Source organism: Inquilinus sp. KBS0705 (assembly GCA_005938025.2).
Lineage (GTDB): Bacteria > Bacteroidota > Bacteroidia > Sphingobacteriales > Sphingobacteriaceae > Mucilaginibacter.
Genome location: VCCI02000002.1, coordinates 464,341 through 488,359, shown reverse-complemented (window position 1 = coordinate 488,359; position 24,019 = coordinate 464,341). Strand labels below are relative to the sequence as shown.

The following is a 24,019-nucleotide window of genomic DNA, read 5'->3' as shown; positions in this document are numbered from 1 at the left end:
TTTAGTCCAGCGTTATTTGCCTTTTAATGCTTTCCTCTAATGATATAAATGTTTCGGTGCGTTGTATGCCTTTTACGCTTTGTATCTGCTCGTTCAATACCTCGCGCAGGTGGTTGGTGTCGTGGCAAACTATCTTAGCGAAAATGCTCCAGCTGCCGGTGGTGTAGTGCAACTCTACAATTTCGGGAACCATTTTTAATTGTTTAACCGCTTCGTTATACTGCGAGCCCTTCTCCAGGAATATACCCAGGAAGGCGGTTACATCGTAACCCAATTTTTGCGGATTAACTTCCAGGCTGGCACCTTTAATTACACCCATCTCCTCCAACTTTTTCATCCGCACGTGTATGGTTCCGCCCGAAACGATCAGTTCCTTTGCAATTTCCGTGTACGGAGTAGTTGCATTTTTCATCAATATTGATAAAATCTGTATATCCAGATTATCAATTTCTAAATTTTGAGGTTTCCTGTGAGGCATAATTTTAAATATCTATATTCAAACACAAGTATAATTATAATAAAACTAAAAATAAAAATATTTTGTTGAAATATTTGCAAGAAATTGTCAACAACTATACATTTGTATTGTAGCAACTGACCATTGCTTGTCGTTCTTTAAAAAAACAAACATTGTTGGGTGGTGAAATTTTTGGCAGACACACCTCCTTGTCGCGGTGGCGGAGATCATGGAAAACCCGAAGCGGGCTAACCACTCTGTGAAGGTTCGAACCCTTCCCCAACAGCTAATCTGAGCGATTCAGATTACTATCCTGTAGGATGGTGAAATTTTTGGCAGACACACCTCCTTGTCGCGGTGGCGGAGATCATGGGAAACTCTTAGCAATAAGAATAACCACTCTGTGAAGGTTCGACCCCTTCTCCTACAGCTCTTCTCATAATTTAGGTTTATAATTGGTTAGCAAAAGCCCCTGCCCATCAGGGGCTTTGCTGTATATAATGGTTTTTAGTCGGCACGGGCAGCCCCCTGAATGTAAATAATACAGAATAATGAATTTTGAATGTAGATATCGAAGTGAAGCGCTTTGCCTTTCATCATTCCAAATTTAGCGTTCGGCATTCGATGTTAAACAAAAAAGCCTCCCGGCATACCGGAAGGCTTTTTTGTTTATAACGTTTACAACCTTTTAAAGCAACTTAAAGCCAACGCTTAAAGCCCAAAGATTTTGGCGCTGGCCGTAGCTTTCGTTAATTTTGGTAAGGCCGCCTTCGTAACGTAAATCGGCAGTAATGCGGCCAATATCAACGCCGCCGCCCGCCTGGAAACCCAGCGTGCTTTTCTTGTAATCGCCAAAATCGTTATAAGCGCCGCCCACATTATCGCTAAAGTTTTGGTTTTTGTTTAAAACATAGCTGTAAATGGGCCCGGCCATTATCCTGAAATTCAAATTATCGCCACCGAAAGATTTACCCAGTAACAGGGGTACATTTAAAGTGGTAAAGGTTACCTTACCATCACTGGTAACCGTAGTATTGTTAGTATTAAAGTTAAACTTACCACCACTGCTGCCCAAATAAAGCTCGGGCTGTAAGTACAACGAACTGCCAAAACGGCCAAATAAACCCGCCTGGTAGCCCGCAACGGTCGATTCGTTTACATTATCGGTGTTTATTTTTGAAAAATTAACACCGGCTTTAATACCTATTGTTGATTGCGCCCTTGCGCCTACTATGCCTGCTGCTACTATCGCAACGCTTAAAAAAAACTTTTTCATTGGTAAATGTTTTAGTTAATAATAAGTGTTTGATGGTCTGCACTGTTAAAAGTTTAGCCATCGCACAGGATATTAAACGTTAAGCACGGCGTATTTTTTATATTTTTGCTAAAATATTTTAACTATGGCTGAGATTACTATTAGCAATAAAGACTGGGATCGTATTAAAATAAAGGTGCAAAGAAAGTATAACCACCTAACAGACGAGCAGTTACAATACACCGAAGGACAGGAAGAAAATCTGATAACCCGCTTAATGGACCTGGTTAACCGCGACAGAAAATATGTAGTATTTACATTGCAAAAGGCTTTAACTAATATAGATAATAACCGCCTTTAAAATGAGTTACTTATAAAAAGCTGCCCTGCTTTTTGTAGTTTTATATTTATAATATAATAAGGTTTTGATGATAAAGGATAAGGATAAAAAGAGCAGCTATTACAAACGGCCGCTAATTATAGCCGGCGCGCTAACGTTTGCTGTTACCATTTGGAGCTTTAATGACGACCTTTTCCAGATATCAAAAAACCTGGATGTATTTGCATCGGTATATAAAGAGGTAAATATTAACTATGTTGATGATATTAACTCGGCCAAGCTGGTAAAAACAGGCGTTGACGCTATGTTAGACGGCCTGGACCCCTACACCGAATTTGTACCCGAATCGGAAATTGAAGATTACAAGCTGCACTATGTAAGCACACAATACGGTGGTATAGGTGCAAGTATTTTTGCCCGCGACGGCAAAATTTATATATCAGATATATTTACAGGTTTCCCGGCACAAAAGGCCGATATACGCCAGGGCGACCAAATGGTGAAGATAAACGATATTGACCTTACCGGTAAAACCAACGACCAGGTGAGCCTTTTGCTTAAAGGATCTAAAGGGGCCGCCATAAAACTCACCATGAAACGCGATAACGAGCCTGAGGTTGTTAAAAACCTGGTCCGCGACGAGATAAAACAACCTAATGTAGTATACTCGGGCATGGTTGGCGGTAATATGGGCTACATTAAACTGAATAAGTTTTTAGAGAATTCGGCCGATGAAGTAACCAACGCCTTGGTGGCTATCAAAAAAAACAACCCCAACGGTATTATATTAGACCTGCGATCGAACGGTGGCGGTATTTTACAGGAGGCTGTAAAAATTGTTAACCTGTTTGTACCAAAGGATGTGATGGTGGTGTCGCAAAAAGGAAAAATCAAAGAGAAAAACTTTACCTACAATACGGTAGCCACCCCAATGGAACCTAATTTGCCTTTAGTGGTGCTGGTAAACGGCAGATCCGCTTCGGCATCAGAAATTGTCGCCGGTGCCTTGCAGGACCTTGACCGCGCTATTATTATAGGCCAGCGCAGCTACGGCAAGGGCCTGGTACAACAAACCTTTAACTTACCTTATAATAGCCTGGTAAAAATTACTGTAGCTAAATATTATGTACCGTCGGGCCGTTGCGTGCAGGAGATAGATTACACCCACCGTAAAGATGATGGCAGCGTAATTAAAGTAGCCGACTCGCTGATACACGAGTTTAAAACCAAAAATGGCCGCTCGGTTTATGATGGCAGCGGTATCTACCCCGACATTTTTATCAAGCAGGATAAGTTTGCCAATGTTACACAGGCATTAGTGAGCAAGCTGCTGGTTTTTGATTATGCTACGCAATACCGTAACAGCCACCCTAAATTGGAAGATCCGCGCGGCTTTACCTTATCTGATGTGGAGTACAATAACTTCGTATCTTATGTGGCCGGTAAAAATTATACCTATACAACCATATCAGAAAAATTGCTGAATACCCTAAAAACAGAAGCTACTAAAGAGAAGCAATACACCGCCATACAGGCCGAATATGATGCCTTAAAAGCTAAACTGCAAAGCAGCAAAAAAAACGACCTTCAACAGCATAAAGACGAAATAAAGCAAATACTTGAAAACGAGATAGCATCGCGTTATTATTACGAAAAGGGCCGCTACGAGTCGAATTTTAAATACGACCAGGAAATTGCCGAAGCGATAAAAACCATGCAGGACAAAACCCAACTGGCATCCATACTAAAAGGCGAAGGCAACTTTAAAACTATAGGCAAGCCGGTATTGGCTATGGCAGGTAAAAAAGACGATAAAGATAATAACGACGAGTAAGTTTTTAAGGCTTATACATTAATCCAAAAGGCGAAAGGTTTATACTTTTCGCCTTTTTTATTTCTGCATCTGACCCGGTCAGTTAAGCAGACATCTTGTAACATCGCCGTTATACAGCCGCTTAGGACTGTATGTTTATTAAACCTTAGGTATTGCGGGCTGTCATACCTGCAAATAACATACAACTATGAAAAAGATAATTTTAACAGCCGCATTATTTTTAGGCTTATTATCAATAAAACAAGCCGATGCGCAAATAAGTTTAAGTATTAATATTGGCAGCCAGCCAGCCTGGGGCCCCGTTGGATACGATCATGCAGATTATTATTATATGCCTGATATAGACACCTATTATGATGTGCCTGCACACCAATATGTGTATTTAGAAAATAACGCCTGGGTGCGCCGTGCCTCTTTGCCGCCACGCTACAGTAATTACAACCTTTACAATGGTTATAAAGTAGTGGTTAATGAGCCAAGGCCATGGGCCCGTGCCGATGTGTATCGTGTAAAGTATGCCAATTATAAGGGCCGCAAAGGGCAAACTGTTATACGTGATAGCCGCGATGTAAAGTACAAAGACCATTGGGATAACAGGCGCGAACTGCGTAACGACCGCAAGGAAATACGTAACGACAGAAAAGAAGTGCGCCATGACAGGAAAGAAATGAAGCATGACCGTAAACACTAATTATTGAATAAATGTGATTGATAAGAAGGCCCCTTTATAAGGGGCTTTTTTTATTTTTCGAGTATGCCGCTTACAAATGATTTCCATTGTGGTAACGATAAGCCCTCGCGGGCTGTTAGCGCTATAATGGTGTTGCGTATCCTATCATAAATATTGGTATCTGTCGTGTTGGGGGTTTCGTTACGGCCATGTACAGCGGCACTTACATGGTTTTTGTAACGCTCAACAATAAAAGTATTGGTAGATGCATGTCCAAAAAAATGTGCCGTAGCCTTGTCGGGGTGCATTGGGCTGGCAATAGGCCTAACAGTTATGGCTATATATTCATTTTCCGTTTCCTCGCCTTCTTCAATCACTATCTCCTCTATTCTAACCCATTCTTTTCCATCACCGGCCATTGGCCCCGGGGCGGGCAGATTGATATAAAAAATATCACCCTTTTCGGCCATTTTATAAACTTCGTCGCCTTTGCTATCGGTTATACCAAACCTGGCCGAAAACGTGCCGCTGAAGTTGTGCCACTGCGAAACATCCCGCAGCCTGTCTTTAGCCAGTAAAAACAAATGATGTGCTTCCTGTACCGATGGCATATCCTTAAAGTGTATGGCATCGGTTTTCTCTCCTTCGGTTTGTGGCGGTATATGGTCGTTTGGATTATCCATGGCGCATTCTTATCTATATACAACATAGCCGGATAATTACTGTTTACGATATTTAATAATTGTTTGATGTAGCATATTGTGCATGCATTTCGTAAAATTATTATGACAATAAGCTATAATATTTGGCTTTCAGTCAATTACAGTAAAAAAATTAATTTAAAGTATGTAGATTCAGTTTTTATAACCCTAAATTAAAATGAGTCGGCTTTATATTAAATTAACTATGGTGTGCTGTGCATTCCTTTTTACCGCAATTACCTGTTTTGCCCAAGGCCCCGATGCCGACACCCTATCGCGTCAGGCAATGATAGACGATATTGTAGATAGCTTTAATAAAAACATAGGCGATCAGTCGCACCTGTATAACGGCCCTGAGTATACTTTTTATGACCCTGCAATTAAAGGCAATGCTTATTATAAGGACGATGCCAATTTTTTAACAGGCCGGGTTGAGTATGACGGATTTGTTTACAAAGATGTTAGTTTATTGTACGATTTAAATAAAGATGTGCTTGTATTGCAGTTACCAAGCAAAGTAATAAAGCTGGCGCTGATAAAAGACAGGGTGCAAAATTTTGATATGGATAACCATCATTTTGTAAATATAAATGCCGATACCATTAGCAAACCCGGCAGTATTCCATCAGGCTTTTACGATAGGTTATATAATGGAAAAATTGATATGCTGGTTAGGCGCGAAAAAAACATACAGAGTACATCTAATGCCGAAAACTATTTTAACGCATCAACAAATATATACATCAAAAAGGGTGGTATTTACACCAAAGTGAGTGGTAAGGGCGATGTGTTAGATGTTTTAAAAGATAAAAAGGACGCACTTAAAAAATATATCCGCAGTAATAATATAAAGTTTGGCGACGACGAGGAACTGGCCACTGTAAGGGTTGTAAGCTATTATGACCAGTTAACCCAATAATATGAGAAAACGTTACCTATTAGTTTTTTTCTGCTTGTTTATCGTTAAAATAGTTTCGGCCCAGGAAACGGTTAAAAAAACAATCAGCGTAAATTTTCAACAGGCGGGTATCGAGGCTTTTGTTGCTGATATCGAAAGTAAAAGCGGTTATCATTTTTATTATGATGCACCCCAGTTTGATAGCTTAAGGGTTACCCTGCAGGCTAATGATAAAACGGTAGATGAAGTGCTTAACCTTGCTTTTAAAAACACCAATTACACTTTTGCTATTACCCCAGCCCTGCAAGTATTTTTAACCAAAGGCCGCGCAATTACCCCATACCTGGCAACAGGCTTTTTTAATAATACGCCACAACCGGCCGCGGTTGCCAGTGCCAATACACCCGTTGTAGAATTTACCGACGACAGGGATAAAAAAATACCCGAAGCCACTACCGAGAACAAGCTTTATGAAATTGGCATTAAAACAAACGATGTTAAAAGTGGTAGGGCTACCTTATCGGGGTATATAAAAAATATAAAATCGGGCGAGGCGGTTACGGGGGCCAGTATTTACATTGCCGAATTAAAAACAGGCGTAGCAACCGACCAGTTTGGGTATTTTACGCTTAGCCTGCCGCGCGGTAAGCACCAGCTTATTATACGCGGCCTGGGCATGCGCGATACCCGCCGGCAAATAAGCCTTTACTCGGACGGGAAGATAATTATTGAAATGCAGGAGCAGGTAACCAGCCTAAAAGAGGTAAAAATATCTGCAGAAAAAGTTGCCAACGTACGCAGTGTCGAAATGGGAGTTACCCGTTTAGATATTAAAAGCATTAAGCAGGTGCCAACTGTTTTTGGCGAGGCTGATATACTAAAGGTAGTATTAACGCTACCGGGGGTGCAATCAGTAGGCGAGGCTACTACCGGCTTTAATGTTAGGGGTGGCTCGGCCGATCAGAATTTGATATTGCTTAACGATGCTACAATTTACAACCCTGCTCACTTCTTTGGTTTCTTCTCGGCATTTAACCCCGACATTGTAAAAGGTGTTGAACTATATAAAAGCAGCATCCCCGAAAAATTTGGCGGAAGGTTATCATCAATATTAGATGTTACCGACAGGGAAGGGAATAAAAAGCTGTTCACCGGGTCGGCAGGTATTGGTTTAATAACCAGCCGGTTTAATATTGAAGGGCCGATAATAAAAAATAAAACCTCGTTTATTTTTGGTGGCCGTGCCACCTACTCAGATTGGTTGCTTAAACTATTGCCCAATGAATATAAAAACAGCCAGGCATCGTTTTATGATTTTAACCTGGATATAAGCCACCAGATAAACGATAAAAACAACATTTATATAACCAGCTACATAAGCCGCGATAAGTTTAAGCTAAACAGCGATACCTCTTACAGTTATGCCAACCGTAATTTTAACATAAAATGGAAACATAACTACAACGATAAACTGTTTAGCCTGTTTACTGTAGGAAGCGACCACTACGAGTATAACATTGCCAGCTATGACAACCCCGTAAATGCCTATAAATTGGATTTTGATATTAACCAAACCAATTTAAAAACAGATTTTACCTATTACATGAGCAGGCAGCACACGCTTAGCTTTGGTTTAAACAGTATATATTACAAATTGCACCCGGGTAACTTTCAACCTAATTACGCGCAATCGTTGGTACTGCCTGATGTAATTGACGCGCAGCAGGCTTTGGAGAGCGCCCTTTACTTAGGCGATAAATATGACGTTACGCCCGATCTGTCGGTAAGTTTTGGTGTACGCTACTCCATATATAACTTTTTAGGGCCGCAAACGGTTAATAATTACGCACCTAACCTACCTAAAAACAGCACCAATTTGCTCGATAGCACTACCTATAAAGGCGGTCAGATAATTAACACATACCACGGCCCCGAAATAAGGGTATCGGCACGTTATAACTTGGGCGATGATATGTCGGTTAAGGCTGGCTATAATACGCTTAGGCAGTATATACACCTGCTGTCGAATACCACAGCTATAGCGCCTACAGATGTTTGGCAGCTAAGTAACCCTAATATTAAACCGCAGTACGGCGATCAAACTTCGTTAGGCTTATACCGTAATTTTCAATCCAATACCATCGAAACATCGGTAGAAGTCTATTACAAGCACCTTTATGATTACCTTGATTACCGCAGCGGCGCAACCCTTGTATTAAACCATCATATCGAAACCGATGTGATTAACACCAAAGGAAAAGCATATGGCGTAGAGTTTTTGGTGAAAAAAAATACAGGTAAAGCAAACGGTTGGATTAGCTACACCTACTCGCGCACTTTCCTGAAACAAGACGACCCGAATGCAGGCCAGCCGGTTAACAATGGTAACTATTACCCGGCCAATTACGATAAGCCGCATAGCTTTAACTTTATTGGTAACTACCGTTTTTCGCATCGGTTTAGCGTATCGTTAAACGTTACTTACAGTACCGGCAGGCCAATTACTTTACCTATTGCCAAGTACTATTATGCCGGCTCAGAAAGGGTGTATTACTCCGACAGGAATGCCTATCGTATACCCGACTATTTCCGCAGCGATTTTTCGATGAATATAGAGGGTAACCACAAAGTGCATCAAAAAACGCATAATTCGTTTACTATTGGCGTATATAATCTAACCGGCAGGCAAAATGCCTACTCTACCTATTTTACTCAACAAGCGGGTGTAATTAGCGGGTATAAGCTATCCATATTTGCAACGCCGGTTCCGTTCATCAATTATAATATCAGGTTTTAATTAAGGATAAGAATAAAAGACAGATCAGCCTATTTAACCATGAAATTTAAAAGAAAATATATTTTATATATAGCCTTGCTGGCCATAGCCATAAGCTGTAAAAAGCCTTATACACCTCCACAAATTACAGCGCCAAGCAGCTATCTGGTTGTAGAAGGAACAATAAATAGCGGCAGCGACACTACTTTTATAAACTTGAGCCGCACCCGTAACCTGGGCGACAGTGTTAATGTAAGCGGCGAACGAGGAGCAACTGTAATAGTAGAAGGTGACGGTACAAGCTACAACTTACCTGAGCTGCGTAACGGTGTTTATGCACACCAGGGACTTAATTTAGACGTGACCAAGAAATATCATTTGCGCATAAAAACAGCCGATGGGCAAGAATATCTTTCAGATGATGTAGAGGTAAAATCGGCGCCGCCAATTGATGATGTAGGCTATGAAATTAAAGACAAAGGCTTGCAAATTAATGTAAGTACCCACGATCCGGCAAATAAAACACTCTATTACCGTTGGGAATATGTAGAAACCTGGCGCTTTCATACCAGGTACCGGTCCGACTTTGTGGTGGCCCCCGCACGTGATACCGTGATACTTAGAACAGCCGAAAATCAGATATACTATTGCTTTAACACAGTAGCATCAAGTACTATTAGTATTGCATCATCAACCAAACTATCACAAGACGTTATTTCGAAGGCTCCTTTAACTTTAATCGCGCCCGAATCTGATAAAATAAGCATGCGATACAGCATTTTAGTGAAACAATATGCGTTAACTAAAGAAGCCTATGAGTTTTGGGAAAACCTTAAAAAGAATACCGAAACTTTGGGAAGTATTTTTGACGCATTACCTTCAGAAATATCAGGCAACATCCATAATATTAAAAACCCATCGGAACCTGTAATTGGCTATATAAGCGCGGGTGCGGTGCAAAGCAAACGGGTATTTATTGATAAAAGCCAATTGCCTGATACATGGAAAACCGCTTACCCGGAATCGTGCAGACAAGACACCACATTGTATGTAGGAGACCATGGTTTTAATGAAGTACGTGATTATATCTTGTTAGGCACTGCTATACCTACAGCATCAATTACAGATCCACGAGGTTTTACTATTATAGGTTTCTATCGTACCGACCCTATATGTGCCGATTGTACTTTAAGGGGCCGCGTTCAGCAGCCTGCCTTTTGGAAATAAGTTATGACGATACGCAATATATATCCGGTTACCATAGCAACAGCTCTTTGCTATATAGCGGTAGGGTGTAAAAAGCCTTACGTGCCGCCGGTTATTACCGCGCCATCGAGTTATCTGGTTGTAGACGGTGTGATAAACAGCGGTGCCGACTCTACATTTATCAGGCTAAGCCTTACAAAAAACCTGGGCGATACTACAATCACCAATGGTGTTGCAGGGGCGGCTCTGACTGTAGAAAGCCAGGACATAAAGTATAATTTGAGCGAAATAAAAACGGGGGTTTATGTCCATTCGGGGTTAAATTTAGATAAGACAAAAAAATACAGGTTGAGAATTAAAACAGTTACCCATCAGGAGTACCTATCAGACGAAGTGGAAGTAAAACAAACTCCACCGATTGATAGCATTACTTTTGAGCCCCAAAGCAATGCTTTAAACATTAACGTAAGCACACACGATCCGTCTAATAAAACAGTGTATTACCGTTGGGATTTTGACGAGGATTGGCGTTTTCATGCCAAATATTCATCAGGCTTTGAAGCCGCGCATGATACCCTCAGGCTGCGGACCGATGACCATCAAATATATTATTGTTTTAATAAAGACAGGTCTAACCATATCGCGTTGGCTTCATCTGTAAAGCTTGCCCAGGATGTTATTTCAAAAGGCCTGGTAACAACTATACCGTCTTATTCTGATAAGATAAGTGTGCGTTATACCATGCTTTTAAGGCAGTATGCACTAACAAAAGAGGCGTACAATTTTTATGAGAATTTACAAAAGAACACCGAAACTTTAGGGAGTATATTTGACGCTCTCCCATCAGAAATAACAGGTAACATCCATAGCATAAGCAACCCTAAAGAGCCGGTAATTGGCTTTATAAGCGCAAGTACGGTAACATCAAAAAGAATATTTATTGATAAGGCACAGCTACCGGCCAATTGGGTAACCGCATATCCCGAAACCTGTACGCAGGATTCGACCATAGGGTTTGATGCCATCAATACTTACATCCTGTCAAAGGCGATGATAGCAACATCTGGTATATATAAACAGGGCTTTCTAATAGGGGTATTCAGGAGTACGTACGAATGTGCTGATTGCACGGTTAGGGGAGTTGTAAAACCACCACCGTTTTGGAAATAATATAAATGTTATTATAAGTTATTGGAATTGAACAAAACATGAAGGCAATTAAAAATATACTACTTCTTACAGTTACAATGCTATGCGCCATTAGCAATAGCTATGCGCAACAATTACAGCAATTGCAAAGCAGCTTTAACAAATACGAGCAGGGCGCATTGCAGGAAAAAGTTTTTGTACATACCGATAAGAGCGCCTACCTATCGGGCGAGATAATTTGGTTTAAGGCTTATTGTGTTGATGGCACTTATCACAAACCGCTTAACATTAGCAAAGTGCTGTATGTTGATGTGATAGATAACACTCAAAACGCTATATTGCAAGCTAAGATATCTCTTACAGCCGGTAGCGGTAACGGATCGTTCCTGATACCGGTATCGGTTGCTAATGGTAACTATAAGCTAAGAGCCTACACCAATTGGATGAAAAACTTTGGCCCTGATTACTTCTTCGAAAAAAAGATAACCATTGTAAATACGTTGCGACCCCCCGAGCAGGTTAAAACAACCGCAGCTGCGTTTAACGTTCAGTTTTTCCCCGAAGGTGGTACATTGCTGGCCGGTGTTACCAATAATGTGGCGTTTAAAGCAGTAGCTTCAAACGGCAAAGGTATTACGTTTAAAGGGGCTATTGTAAACCCGCAAAATGATACAGTGGCCAGGTTTCAGCCATTAAAATTTGGAATGGGCCACTTTAGCTTTACGCCTGTAGGTAATACTATTTACCGTGCGGTAATAACTACGGTGGGCAATAAACCGTTTATAAAGGATATGCCTGCTGTTAGTGCTACCGGATATGCTATGCAGCTAACCGATGCCGGTGGCGGTAATTTACGGGTACGCGTAAACGGTACATCAAGCGGTCGTATTTATCTTTTTGCACATACCGGCCATCTCACCAAAGTAGCCCAAAGTGCCGATTTAGATAACGGAACTGCTAGTTTTGTGATTAGTAAAGCGGCTTTAGATGAAGGCGTATCGCACATCACCATTTTTAACGAGAATAAGCAACCTGTGTGTGAGCGCTTATATTTTAAGCGACCGAAGCAGGCGCTATTCATAAATGCCAATACTGATATGGCGCAGTATGCTACCCGTAAAAAGGTAAATGTACAGGTTGCGGCAAAAGATGCGTCGGGCAAATTGTTGCCGGCCGGCCTTTCTATGGCTGTTTTTAGGGCCGACTCGTTACAGGATGTAAACCAGGAAGATATTGCCAGCTATTTTTGGTTAAGTGCCGACCTGAAGGGAACCATCGAATCGGCAGCATATTATTTAAACACAATTACCGCCGAAGCCGATGAAGCAGCGGATAATTTGATGCTTACCCAAGGTTGGAGCCGCTTTAAATGGGATAATGTATTAAAAGATAAGACCCCTGCATTTACCTATTTACCCGAATATAACGGGCATATCGTTAATGCAAAGATCATTGATCAGGCTACTAATTTGCCAGCATCAAACGTGGTTGCGTTTATGGCTATACCGGGTAAAAGGGTGCAGTTGTATGCCGCTAAAAGCGATTCGGCGGGCCGCCTTTTATTTAATACCAAACAAATGTTTGGCCCTGGCGAAATTGTGGTGCAAACCAATACCGAGCTGGATAGCACCAGTAAGTTAGAAGTGCTAAGCCCCTTTTATGAGCAGTACTCAAAAAATACTTTACCCATATTTAGCCTTACACCCGGCATGCAAAAAACCTTGCAGGAGGCCAGTATTGGTATGCAGGTACAAAATGTATACGCAGGCAACAAATTAAAACAGTTTTACAACCCCGGGGTTGATAGTTCCGCTTTTTACAGCAAGCCCTACAAAACTTATAAGCTTGATGACTATACCCGCTTTATAACAATGGAAGAGGTACTGCGCGAATATATAAGAGAAGTGAATGTTTTTCACCCTTCGGGCAAGTACCATATAAAAGTTATAGATGAGAAAAGCTTTTTAAGCGGCGACCCTTTGGTATTGCTTGATGGTATACCTGTATTTAACATTAATAAGGTAATGGCGATAGATCCGCTTAAGGTTAGGCGTTTAGAGGTAATAAGGAACCGCTATTACTGGGGCCCTTCGGTTTACGAAGGGGTATTAAGTTATACGACCTATAAAGGCGACCTTGGCGGCACAGAAATGGACCCGCACGCGGTTATTGTAGATTACGAGGGGATGCAGTTGCAGCGCGAATTCTACTCGCCCGTTTACGAAACAGATGCCCAGGTTAAAAGCCGCATGCCCGATTTCCGCAGTCTTTTGTATTGGTCGCCGGATATTGATACGGGTACACAGGCACCAAAAAGCGTTTCGTTTTACACCTCGGATCAAGCCGGTAAATATTGGGGGGTGGTACAAGGCATGACCCCCGGCGGGCAGGCAGGCTCCCAAATATTTAGCTTCGAAGTAAAATAATTGTAAAAGCCTTATGAAAATAAGGCTTTTTTTATGCCCATCTCAAGTCCGCGCAGCTCGGCAAGGCCTTTAAGGCGGCCAATAGCCGAGTAGCCATGATAGGTATTATGGTTAAAATCGTCGAGCAGTTTATGCCCATGGTCGGGCCGCATGGGTATAGCGGTATCTGCACGGCCGGCATTAGTACGTATCTGTTGTTCTAATATCACCTTTTTCATCACTGCAAACATATCGCTGCTACCGCCAAGATGCTCAGCCTCATAAAAGCTGCCATCGCTTTGGCGTTGTACATTGCGTAAATGTAAAAAGTGAATATGGCTGCCCAGGCGTTCAATAATTCCCGGCAGGTCGTTATCTGCGCGCGCGCCTAACGATCCGCTGCAAAAGGTAATGCCATTACTTATGGATGGTGATGCGTTGATCACATCATTCAGGTCCTGCTCGGTTGATACTACCCTTGGTAACCCTAATATCGGGAATGGCGGATCATCCGGGTGTATACACATTTTAACCCCCACCTTTTCCGCAGCAGGAATTATTCCCCGCAAAAAATAAGCAAGGTTAGCTTTTAATTGTGCGGCGTCGGTATAGGCATATTGCTGCAGGTGCTGCGTAAATTCGGCAATAGTTAAGGTTTTGTTAGTGCCCGGCAGGCCGGCCATCAGGTTGTTTATCAGCTGTTGCCTTTGTTGGGCGCTTATATTATCTAAAAAAACTTTTGCTGCTTGCTGTTGCGCAAGGGTATAATCGATATAGGCGCCTTCGCGCTCTAAAATATACAAGTCGAACGCCGCCATAGCTACCGCGTCAAACCGCAGGGCCGATGCATCGTTAGGCAGACGGTAGTCAAGGTCGGTACGTGTCCAGTCGAGCACCGGCATAAAGTTATAGCACACGGTTTTTATGCCCGCCAACGATAGATTTTGCAGCGTGGCTGCATAGTTATCTATAAACCTGTCGCGCCCCGCAGAAGCCGTTTTGATGCTTTCGTGTATGTTCACACTTTCTACTACCGACCAGCTTAAGCCGGCATCTTCAATAATTTTTTTGCGGTGGTTTATTTCTTCTAAACTCCAAACATCGCCAACGGGTATATGGTATAACGAGGTTACTACTCCTGTAGCCCCGGTTTGGCTAATGGCTTTTAACGACACCGGGTCCTGCGGACCAAACCAACGGAAAGTTTGTTCTAAATTGCTGATCATATTGACGATTGGGTGGGCTAATTTAAAGTTTATCAACCATAAAAAAAGCGGCCTTGTGTAAAGCCGCTTTTTAATATTGTATTTGTTATTACCAAAAGAACGAGTAAAGCGCTACAATAATACCGCCCACAATTAAAGCACCTGCTGTAAAGGCCCGTGATGTTTTAAACATCGAAGCGTCAATTTCCAATCCGTTGGTTTTAACACCTTTTGCCTGGTCTATTTTAGATATGATGAACATGCCAAGAACGCATATTAAAAACACAAAGCCCATTCGGTCTATAAACGGTATTTCGTAAACCCCCTTTTCGTTCATTTTTGAAAATCCAAAAGGCGACATGAAGGCAAGGTTGGCGTAGTAGGGTAAAAACTTAAATATCACCGAGAATACGAAGCCACCTATTGTGGCAAATAAAGCCGCGTTTGATGACGCTTTTTTCCAGAAGAAACCTAAAATAAACATGGCAAATATACCCGGCGATACAAAGCCCGTATACTCCTGAATATATTGGAAGCCCTGCTTGCCCTCGCCCATTAATTGCTCACCAATAACTAAGGACATTATTACGCCTAAAGCCATAGCTACCACAACCGACCATTTGCCCAATACCACCAAATTTTTATCGGTAGCGGTAGGGTTAATGGCTTTTTTGTAAATATCTAAAGTAAAAATAGTAGCAATGCTGTTTGCCTTACCCGCCAGCGAGGCTACAATAGCGGCTGTAAGCGCCGCAAATGATAATCCCTTTAAACCGGTAGGCAACAGGTTTAAAAGCGAAGGATAAGCTTTATTTACATCGGTAACGCCCGACGAGCTAAGCATCTCTTGATGAAACATGCCTTTTTGATAAAGCAGATAAGCCGCAATACCAGGCAGCACCACAATAACCGGCATTAACAACTTTAAAAACGCCGCGAACAGGATACCCGCACGAGCTGTTTTCAGGTTAGCACCTAATGCCCTTTGTGTGATGTATTGATTACAGCCCCAGTAGTTAAGGTTTACTATCCACATACCACCTATTAATACCGATAGGCCCGGTAGGTCCATATAATTGGCGTTATCCTTTTTAAATATCATGTGGAAGTGGTCGCTGGCCTCGCTGCGCATAATGTTTAAACCATTCAACAAGCCCGTAGTACCCGATTTTTCGCTGATGAGGTTTAAGGCCAGGTAAGTAGCAACCAAACCGCCCAGTACCAAAACAAATACCTGTATAACATCGGTATAGCCAATAACCTTCATACCGCCTAGTGTTATCACGACTGCAAACACCGCCAGCAGTGTAATACATAAAGTAATATCTAACCCGGATATGCCGCTAATTGCCAAAGCACCTAGGTACAAAATAGACATTAGATTAACCACAATATAAAGCAGCAGCCAAAATATAGCCATTACCATGGCCACTGTACCATTATACCGCTGGTGTAAAAACTGCGGCATGGTAAAAATTTTATTTTTTAGGTAGATGGGAATAAAGAAAACAGCTACGATAATTAATGTAGCAGCGGCCATCCACTCGTAGGTAGATATAGCCAGGCCCATTTTAAATGCCGACCCGCTGGTACCAATAAACTGCTCTGCAGATATATTGGATGCGATAAGCGATGCACCGATTGCCCACCAGGTTAACGAGCCTTCGGCCAAAAAGTAATCCTTCGAGGTAGCATCCGCATTATGCTTGCGTTTGTATATCCAGTATCCGTAAAAAGATACAATTAAAAAATAGATGAAAAATACATAGTAATCACCAGTGGATAGCGTCTTCATTTAAGCTGTTGGTTTAAATAATGGTTTAATGTTTTGGAGGGCTAATATTAAGCTATAAATGCGGTTTTAGCAAGTTTTAGGCTAAAAGTCATCGCTAAATCTGTAAAAATTATATGACGCTACGGTTGTGCTTAATAATTGAGGCACAGGCTTGTAGTTTACGAGCAGCATATCACAAAAAAGGCCTAAAAACTATAAATATGATAAATTTTTAAAAACAGCTTGTGTAAAACAAAAAGGTGCGTATATTTGCCAACCCAAACGGAGTGGTAGTTCAGCTGGTTAGAATGCCTGCCTGTCACGCAGGAGGTCGCGGGTTCGAGTCCCGTCCATTCCGCAAAAAGGTTTCACAATTGTGAAGCCTTTTTTGCTTTATAAGATTTTAACTTATGCCCTTTTAAACAGATTGGCAGCGAAGACAAAAAGCCCTTTAGATGAACTCTAAAGGGCTTCTTGTTTTAATTCTTTATCACGAAGTGGTTACACCTGAGTGCTTCCTCAATGCTTTGGAAACTCCGCATTGGCTTTAACCTCATCTATTTGCTGGGTATGCCGGTTGCTATGTGCGGCTATCAGCAAAATAAATTGATAGCTATCGTAAGTACCAACGGGCAGTACAAGCACATGGTTGCGCAAATCCGCCTTTGTATCTTTAACCAGCGAGATCAATCTTTCGCGTTGCGCTTTAAAGGCGGCTAAGGCTTCCGGCACTGTTTTATATGGCGAATTAGCAGGTTCCAGCGCGGCAAAGGTTTTGGATTTATGCGAACGGTCTTCTACCGCTTTAATCAGGTCATCATCGCTGAATTTGATATCCGCTCTTTTTTCTGGGTTAGCCGGTTGGCTTAAGGCAGGCTCGGCCATGGCCCAAAGTTCTTTTTCTGCCGCGGCAATATGCTTAATGCAATCGGCCACACTCCATTTGTCGGCAGCCGGTTTAAAATTAAGCTGCTCTTCGCTCAATCCTTTTACAGCATCAAATACGCCCGAATTGGTCTGTGTTAATAATTGAATAGCTTTTTCTCGTTCTGATGGTGTAAGCATATTGGTTTTTTGTTGTGCGCTGCCCTGGTAAACTGCAAGGCTTAAAATCGCGGTTATAAATATTCGTATCATATTAAAATAAAGGGGTTAATGATTGCGATGTATTGACTGCCCCGGCAAGCTGCGCCACGTTATTGTAAGCGGCCCTATACAAAAATACCGCCATGCTTATCCTTTTAACACCAGCATTTGCTAACGTATCCACAGTAGCAAGGTTGGCGTTCCCGACGATATTGACCGGCAGAGAAACCGCTGAGGTGATCTGTTTAATAACCGATGCATCGCCAATGCCTGTAACAAAAAGGCCATCTGCACCGGCGTTGTGATAAAGCTTAGCTCTATGTATAACTGTCTCTAATGGCGATGGCAACTTTTGTAAAAAAACATCGGTACGGGCGTTTATATAAAGTTGCTGCCCGGTTTTAACCAGGTAATTTTTGATGCTGTTTAATTTGCCTAAATAAACATCCTCGCCCTCGGCATCTTCTAAATTGATGCCCGCAACACCAATGTCCAACAGTTTTTGTACCTGGTCATTGATCTTGGTGAGATCATTGCCATACCCTCTTTCCATATCTACCGATAATGGTATAGTTGTAGATGCTTTTATTCTTTGAACTATATATAGCAATTCTTCAAACGGGATCTGCTCGCCATCGGCGTAACCCAGGGAGTCGGCAATGGCACCGCTTGAAGTAGCTATGGCCGGGAAACCTGCGCTTTCTATTAACCGGGCGCTTTTAGCGTTCCATGCGTTGGCTAACAAAAACGGGGCAGTTTGATGATGCAGTTGGTAAAAGGCTTCGTATGCAGACATAAACAAATGTAAGGTAATCTATATCCTCAGGCGAGGGTGTAATTAGACATTCTGGCGGGCCGTTTTGGACCATCTATACACCACGGGGGCAAATACAGAAGTGTGCTTATCCCTCCAAACCATTTTTACAGCCGCGGGTTTAAGGAGTACATGCAATACCAATCCAAACAGCAAGCTACCCCCATTATGTTCGGTGCCGAGGTTTTTATAGAACCCGGGCAAACTGCCGAAGAAATTGATACCTGGTTTTTACGCTTGAAAGAAGCGGGGATGACCGTTACCCGCATACGGCTGTTTGAAAACTACATGCGTAAGCCGGATGGCACATGGGATTACACCTTATATGATACCGCTTATAAAGCTGCCGAAAAATATGGTATTAAGGTTTATGGCAACCTGTTCCCGGCTACAGCATTTACCGACCTGGGCGGATTAAAATTCCCGAGGGATGAAGAGCACTTAAACAATATAGCGCGATATGTACAAAATCTGGTAAGCCATTTTAAAACGTTTAGCGCTTGTTACGGCTGGGTACCGGTGAACGAGCCGGGGGTTGGTTCTTTCCCGCAAGAGCAATTTGCTACTTATAAATATAAGGAGTGGAAGGCAGCACATGCCCAAGCCGAATACAACAGCGGCGGCTACGACCGTTTTGATTTTGCCGATGAACGCTTCCATCTGTACTACAACACCTGGTTTTTAAAATGGCTAACGGATGAGATACATAAGCATGACCCCGGCAGCATCATACATGTAAATAACCACGCCATATTTAAAAATGTATCTGAATATAATTTCACCGAGTGGCGCGATTTTTTAACCAGCCTGGGTGGTTCGGCACATGCCAGCTGGCATTTTGGCTATTTTAACCGCAGCCAATATGCCTTAGCCGTTGCTGCAAATTGCGAAATATTGCGCTCGGGTGCGGGTGATATCCCCTGGTTTATGACCGAGCTGCAAGGTGGCAACAATACCTATAGCGGCTTTTTATCGCTTTGCCCTACAGCCGAAGAAATTGCCCAATGGCTTTGGCTAGCCATAGCCACAGAAAGCAAAGGCGCTATATTTTGGTGCTTTAATCCCCGATCATCGGGTATAGAGGCCGGTGAATGGGCCATGCTTAATTACCATAACCAGCCAAGCGACAGGCTCTTGGCGACTACAAAAGTTATTAATAGCATCAACCAAAACTCGCAGTTTTTTGAGCATGCAAAAGAGGTAGAATCAGGTATAAATATTTTATATACCCGCGAGTCGATGTGGGTAGAGAAGACGTTGCAGATGCACGGCAAAAGCTACGAAGGGCGTGATGAGGGAGGGGTGATGAAATCGGCCCTGGCCTATTTTGAGGCCTTGAGCGAGGCTGGTGTACAAGCCAATTTTAAAGAGATCAGCGAGTTTGATTTTACTAAAGCCGACTACAAAGGGCAGGCCATTATATTGGCGCATCAAATATCTATTCCATCAACCTATTGGCCGTTGCTTACCGCTTTTGTGCATAACGGTGGCCGGTTAATAGTAGATGGCCTGACCGGATATTACGACGAAAACGCGGTTTGTACCATGCGGCTTGGCTTCCCCCTACGGGATATATTGGGTGGCGATGTGCTGGAATATAAAGCTATAGATGAAATAGAAACGCTGCAAATTGAGGATATAAGCCTACCTGCTTACCAATGGAAAGGTATTTTAAAAGAAACAACCGCCAAAGTTTTAGCCACCGATAACTCTTTATCTGCCGCCTTAAGTAATAGCCATGGTAAAGGGATTGTTCATTGGATACCCACACTTGCAGGGTTAGGCAGCCGTATACAAAACGATTACTCCGCGCTTAACCAGTTACTGGTAAAAGCGCTTAAATACCGGGGGCCTTTTATGTTTGATACCCCGCAAAAGGGCATGCTTATAAAAACGCTGCAGTATCAGCAAGAGGTAGTTACTATCATCATAAATAAGTTTAACCTCACCCAGGAAGTTAAGCTTGTAACGCCGAAAAATGCAAGACCAATTATGCTATCGGCTAACAAGCAGGGGCATGTATTGGGTAACATTGTTACTATAAACCCCGAAGAAACACTGGTAATTAAGTGGGCTTAACAGATTTTCATAATTTAGAGCCTTATTCCTGGCTGCTATGATGAAAAAGATACTGTTCCTTGCTGTTGTTTGTTTGGCGTTAACTTCTACCATATTTGCTCAAACTTCTATAACCATACCCCTTGGTGGCAACGCCTGGGCAGGCGGCAAAGCAGTTATTACCGATGATGGCTTAATAAATTGGGGTGATGCTAAATCATCGGCAAGTGTTTATTTCAGGGTTCCCCAGGCGCAGCAATTATCGTTGGCACTACGTGTTAGGGTGCCGGCGGGTAAAAGCCGGATAAGCGTATCGGTTGGTAAAACTGTTTTTACCAAAAACCTAACAAATACCAATTTTGATACCATAAGCATTGGTAAGGTAAATATTGCCAACGCGGGCTACGTAAAGCTTAGCCTAAAGGGCATCAGCAAAACCGATAGTGTTTACGCCCAGGTAAGCGATTTAATTGTAACCGGCACAAGTGCCGAAAAGGAATATACCTACGTTCGGCCGGGCTTCTCTTACCACTTCGGCAGGCGCGGGCCGTCGGTGCATTTGCGTTACACGGTGCCGGCCGAGTTTAAAAACCAGGTAAAATGGTTTTATAACGAAATAGTAGTGCCCGAAAAAAATGACATCATCGGCTCTTATTTTATGGCCGACGGCTTTAGCGGGGGCTATTTTGGTATGCAGGTAAATTCGGCTACCGAGCGCCATGTACTGTTTTCGGTATGGAGCCCTTTTGAAACAGACGATCCCAAAAGCATCCCCGATAGTCTGCGGATAAAGCTGCTTGCTAAAGGCGCTACCGTGCATGGCGGCGAGTTTGGCGCCGAAGGTTCGGGCGGGCAAAGCTATATGAATTACCCATGGCAAGCGGGTAAAACCTACGCGTTTTTAATGCGCGCCGAGCCTGATAAGGCCCATAACACCACCACTTACACCGCCTGGTTTAAAGATGTTGCTGCCAATAAATGGATGCTGGTAGCCAGCTTTAGCAGGCCGCAAACCAACGCCTATCTTGGCGGCTTGTATTCCTTTCTTGAAAATTTCGAACCCGATAATGGCGACAAAACACGCACAGCCCGCTACCAAAACCAGTGGATAGGCGATGCTAATAACCAATGGCACCAAATTACCGGCGTAACCTATACCGGCGATGATACGGCACGAAAGAATAACCGTAAAGATTACAGCGGCGGCCAGCAGGGTAGTTTCTTCTTTTTACGCAATTGCGGCTTTTTTGATGACCTGGTTACACTTAACCGGCAATTTACAAGGCCGGCCAATAGCCAGGCCCCGGTTATTGATATTAACGCTTTGCCAACAAATTAAAGGTTTTCTAATTCCTCTATCTTTCGCCTTATCAGTTGCTTATCGGCCTGGGTTTTGGCTAAGTGGAGCGCCTTTAATAAATTGCTTTGCGCTTCCTGCGGATCGATGGTTTTGTATAGCTCGCCAAGCAGGGTGTAGTAAAAGTGGTTGTTACTTAAATTCAGCTTTTCGGCAGCTATAATGGCAATCCTGTTACCCCTAACCTTTGATAAGGCATACGTGCGGTTTAGTGCCGCAACCGGCGAATACTCTATCATGAGCAACTGGTTAAACAGGTGCAAAATACCTTCCCATTTTTCGGTAGTATCTTCTTTAATGGTATGCCAATAGGCAATACCTGCCTCGATATGATACTTTGATAGTTTGTTTCCTGTAGATGCCTCGTTAAGATAGTAAGCCCCCTTTGCAATAAGCTCTTGGTTCCATAACGATTCGTCCTGGTCGTTATACAAAATGACGGCTCCGTTTGCATCTTTCCGGGCCTCAAACCGCGAAGCATGGAAACACATGAGTGCAAGCAAGGCGTTCACGTCAGGCTGATTTGTTGGCGGGTATTCGATCAGCATATAGGTTAACCGCATAGCTTCCAGGCACAGGTCGTTGCGCAAAATGGTGTCGCGGCTTTCGGAGTAGTAGCCTTCGTTAAACAACAGGTAAAGGGTGGTAAGCACGGCTTGTAAACGGTTGCCTATCTCTGCCTCGGGCGGGAAGGCGATGGCAACCCGCTCAGTCCGCAACTTCTCCTTCGCCCTAAAAAGGCGCTTATTGATCGTTTCTTTGTTACTTAAAAAGGCATTGGCTATTTCATCAATCCCAAACCCGCAAAGTATGCACAGGGCAAGCCCTATTTGTGCTTCGGCAGGGATGGCCGGATGGCAAATGGCAAACAGCATTTGCAACTGGCTGTCGGCTATGTTTTTGGGCGATAGGTCAATCTCAAATTCTTCGCCTAAGGCAGTTCCAGCCTCTACCTGTGGTTTTATTTTATCGTTAAATAAGTGACCGCGGCTAATGAGGTTTTTGGCCTTGTTTTTTGCTACGGTATACAGCCATGCAACCGGGTTTTCGGGGATACCCTTGTAGGGCCAGCTTTCAAGTGCGGCTAAAAAGGTTTCGCTAACCACATCTTCGGCGATACTCACATTTTCTATACCGAATAGTTTGCACAGCACAGCTGTTAGCTTTCGCGATTCGGTACGGAATAAATGCGGTATTAATTCTTGCTGCTCCATAAAAAATATAAAGTCCCGCCCACAACAGGCGAGACTTATGATAGAACGTTACATCGGGCTAACTTCGCGCACCTCTAAACTGCCATCTACCAAAAATATAGGGCAATCTTTCGCTATTTCGACAGCAGCTTCGTATGATTCAGCTTTGATGATCGAATATCCGCCTACAAATTCCTTAATTTCGGTGTAAGGGCCATTGGTTATTATTTGGCCGCCTTTCATCACCTTACCACTTGGGTGCAGGCGGTTACCCCTATCGGTAAGGTTGCCTTGGGTTGCTATGCCGACTACCCAATCCATCCATTTCTTTGTCATTGCTTCTCTTTCTTCTGGCGAAGCTTCCGCCATAACTACATTGTCTGACCTGAATATCAATAAAAAATCTTTCATCTTTTTAAGTTTTAATGTTTGTTAATGGGTGCCGTCGTTTTTTGCAATTTTCCTTACCTCTACCGTATTGCCTTCGCCTTGTAAAACAGGGCAGCCTTTGGCAAACTCTACCGCTTCTTCAACGGTATCGGCTTTAACAATAACAAAACCGCCAAGCGTTTCTTTGATATCGCCAAATGGTCCGTTGGTAACTACGTTATTGTAGTGTACCACCTTGGCTTCGGCAAAGGGCAGGCCGGTGCCGCTTACAAATTTGTTTTGCGCGGCTATGCCGCCAATCCAGTCCATGGTTTGTTTCATCCAGGCCTGTATCTGCTCGGGCGATGCTACCTTTTGCCCGTCCTCGTGCCTGAATATTAATGCATACTCATCCATAATTTTTTTGTTTAATTGTTATCAGATAATTTGTTTATACCCCAATAACAAACAA

The 24,019-nt window shown here is 42.8% G+C and carries 20 protein-coding genes and 1 tRNA gene; 11 read left to right on the top strand and 10 right to left on the bottom strand.

Annotation, left to right across the window (positions count from 1 at the left end; all coding sequences use genetic code 11):
- Nucleotide 1 precedes the first annotated feature (1 nt).
- Complete coding sequence (locus FFF34_013565; GenBank protein ID TSD64921.1) at nt 2–478, bottom strand: winged helix-turn-helix transcriptional regulator; 477 nt, start codon at nt 476–478, stop codon at nt 2–4.
- A 667-nt stretch (nt 479–1,145) separates the two neighbouring features.
- Nucleotides 1,146–1,733, bottom strand: a complete 588-nt coding sequence (locus FFF34_013560; GenBank protein TSD64920.1) for a PorT family protein — start codon at nt 1,731–1,733, stop codon at nt 1,146–1,148.
- Between the two features lie 124 nt (nt 1,734–1,857).
- Between FFF34_013560 and FFF34_013555 the strand changes: the two genes are divergently transcribed.
- The 3 genes from FFF34_013555 (at nt 1,858) to FFF34_013545 (ending at nt 4,577) form a co-directional block, all read left to right on the top strand.
- A complete protein-coding gene (locus tag FFF34_013555; GenBank protein ID TSD64919.1) occupies nt 1,858–2,073 on the top strand; it encodes a hypothetical protein in 216 nt (71 codons plus the stop codon).
- A 67-nt stretch (nt 2,074–2,140) separates the two neighbouring features.
- Nucleotides 2,141–3,886: a S41 family peptidase gene (locus tag FFF34_013550; GenBank protein TSD64918.1), complete on the top strand. Its 1,746-nt coding sequence runs from the start codon at nt 2,141–2,143 to the stop codon at nt 3,884–3,886.
- A gap of 187 nt (nt 3,887–4,073) precedes the next feature.
- Nucleotides 4,074–4,577, top strand: a complete 504-nt coding sequence (locus FFF34_013545) for a hypothetical protein (protein TSD64917.1) — start codon at nt 4,074–4,076, stop codon at nt 4,575–4,577.
- A 50-nt stretch (nt 4,578–4,627) separates the two neighbouring features.
- Here the strand turns inward: FFF34_013545 and FFF34_013540 are convergent, their stop codons facing one another.
- Nucleotides 4,628–5,239 carry a hypothetical protein gene (locus FFF34_013540; GenBank protein ID TSD64916.1) on the bottom strand — a complete coding sequence of 204 codons (612 nt, stop codon included), beginning with the start codon at nt 5,237–5,239 and terminating at the stop codon, nt 4,628–4,630.
- 223 nt (nt 5,240–5,462) lie between these two features.
- On the opposite strand from FFF34_013540, the gene FFF34_013535 reads away from it, so the two are divergent.
- Genes FFF34_013535 through FFF34_013515 form a run of 5 tightly spaced genes read left to right on the top strand, consistent with a single transcriptional unit; the run spans nt 5,463 to nt 13,712 of the window.
- Nucleotides 5,463–6,176, top strand: coding sequence for a hypothetical protein (locus tag FFF34_013535; protein TSD64915.1), 714 nt, complete (start codon nt 5,463–5,465; stop codon nt 6,174–6,176).
- Nucleotide 6,177: 1 nt separating this feature from the next.
- Nucleotides 6,178–8,952 carry a TonB-dependent receptor gene (locus FFF34_013530; GenBank protein ID TSD64914.1) on the top strand — a complete coding sequence of 925 codons (2,775 nt, stop codon included), beginning with the start codon at nt 6,178–6,180 and terminating at the stop codon, nt 8,950–8,952.
- Between the two features lie 39 nt (nt 8,953–8,991).
- Nucleotides 8,992–10,158 carry a DUF4249 domain-containing protein gene (locus FFF34_013525; GenBank protein ID TSD64913.1) on the top strand — a complete coding sequence of 389 codons (1,167 nt, stop codon included), beginning with the start codon at nt 8,992–8,994 and terminating at the stop codon, nt 10,156–10,158.
- A gap of 3 nt (nt 10,159–10,161) precedes the next feature.
- Complete coding sequence (locus tag FFF34_013520) at nt 10,162–11,307, top strand: DUF4249 domain-containing protein (GenBank protein TSD64912.1); 1,146 nt, start codon at nt 10,162–10,164, stop codon at nt 11,305–11,307.
- 38 nt (nt 11,308–11,345) lie between these two features.
- The gene (locus tag FFF34_013515) at nt 11,346–13,712 is read left to right on the top strand and encodes a hypothetical protein (GenBank protein TSD64911.1); all 2,367 of its coding nucleotides are present in this window, start codon (nt 11,346–11,348) and stop codon (nt 13,710–13,712) included.
- A gap of 11 nt (nt 13,713–13,723) precedes the next feature.
- Here FFF34_013515 and uxuA read toward each other — a convergent pair whose 3' ends face one another.
- Both uxuA and FFF34_013505 read right to left on the bottom strand, forming a co-directional pair.
- Nucleotides 13,724–14,917 carry a mannonate dehydratase gene (uxuA, locus tag FFF34_013510; protein ID TSD64910.1) on the bottom strand — a complete coding sequence of 398 codons (1,194 nt, stop codon included), beginning with the start codon at nt 14,915–14,917 and terminating at the stop codon, nt 13,724–13,726.
- 88 nt (nt 14,918–15,005) lie between these two features.
- Complete coding sequence (locus FFF34_013505) at nt 15,006–16,691, bottom strand: sodium/solute symporter (protein ID TSD64909.1); 1,686 nt, start codon at nt 16,689–16,691, stop codon at nt 15,006–15,008.
- Between the two features lie 263 nt (nt 16,692–16,954).
- On the opposite strand from FFF34_013505, the gene FFF34_013500 reads away from it, so the two are divergent.
- Nucleotides 16,955–17,031 (top strand) — tRNA-Asp (locus tag FFF34_013500).
- 158 nt (nt 17,032–17,189) lie between these two features.
- Here the strand turns inward: FFF34_013500 and FFF34_013495 are convergent.
- Nucleotides 17,190–17,807: a DinB family protein gene (locus FFF34_013495; GenBank protein ID TSD64908.1), complete on the bottom strand. Its 618-nt coding sequence runs from the start codon at nt 17,805–17,807 to the stop codon at nt 17,190–17,192.
- Nucleotide 17,808: 1 nt separating this feature from the next.
- On the bottom strand, nt 17,809–18,552 hold the full coding sequence (locus tag FFF34_013490; GenBank protein TSD64907.1) for an isocitrate lyase/phosphoenolpyruvate mutase family protein: 744 nt from the start codon (nt 18,550–18,552) through the stop codon (nt 17,809–17,811).
- A gap of 150 nt (nt 18,553–18,702) precedes the next feature.
- On the opposite strand from FFF34_013490, the gene FFF34_013485 reads away from it, so the two are divergent.
- On the top strand, nt 18,703–20,649 hold the full coding sequence (locus FFF34_013485; protein ID TSD64906.1) for a beta-galactosidase: 1,947 nt from the start codon (nt 18,703–18,705) through the stop codon (nt 20,647–20,649).
- Nucleotides 20,650–20,686: 37 nt separating this feature from the next.
- The gene (locus tag FFF34_013480; GenBank protein TSD64905.1) at nt 20,687–21,967 is read left to right on the top strand and encodes a DUF3472 domain-containing protein; all 1,281 of its coding nucleotides are present in this window, start codon (nt 20,687–20,689) and stop codon (nt 21,965–21,967) included.
- Here FFF34_013480 and FFF34_013475 read toward each other — a convergent pair.
- The 3 genes from FFF34_013475 to FFF34_013465 are packed head-to-tail and all read right to left on the bottom strand — an operon-like array spanning nt 21,964 to nt 23,964.
- The gene (locus FFF34_013475) at nt 21,964–23,199 is read right to left on the bottom strand and encodes an RNA polymerase subunit sigma (protein ID TSD64904.1); all 1,236 of its coding nucleotides are present in this window, start codon (nt 23,197–23,199) and stop codon (nt 21,964–21,966) included. The two genes, FFF34_013480 and FFF34_013475, sit on opposite strands and share 4 nt — an antisense overlap.
- A 48-nt stretch (nt 23,200–23,247) precedes the next feature.
- Nucleotides 23,248–23,589 (bottom strand): transcription initiation protein, encoded by a 342-nt coding sequence (locus FFF34_013470; protein TSD64903.1) that lies wholly within the window; start codon nt 23,587–23,589, stop codon nt 23,248–23,250.
- A 21-nt stretch (nt 23,590–23,610) separates the two neighbouring features.
- Entirely contained in the window at nt 23,611–23,964 is a 354-nt protein-coding gene (locus FFF34_013465; GenBank protein TSD64902.1) for a transcription initiation protein, read from the bottom strand.
- Nucleotides 23,965–24,019: the final 55 nt, after the last annotated feature.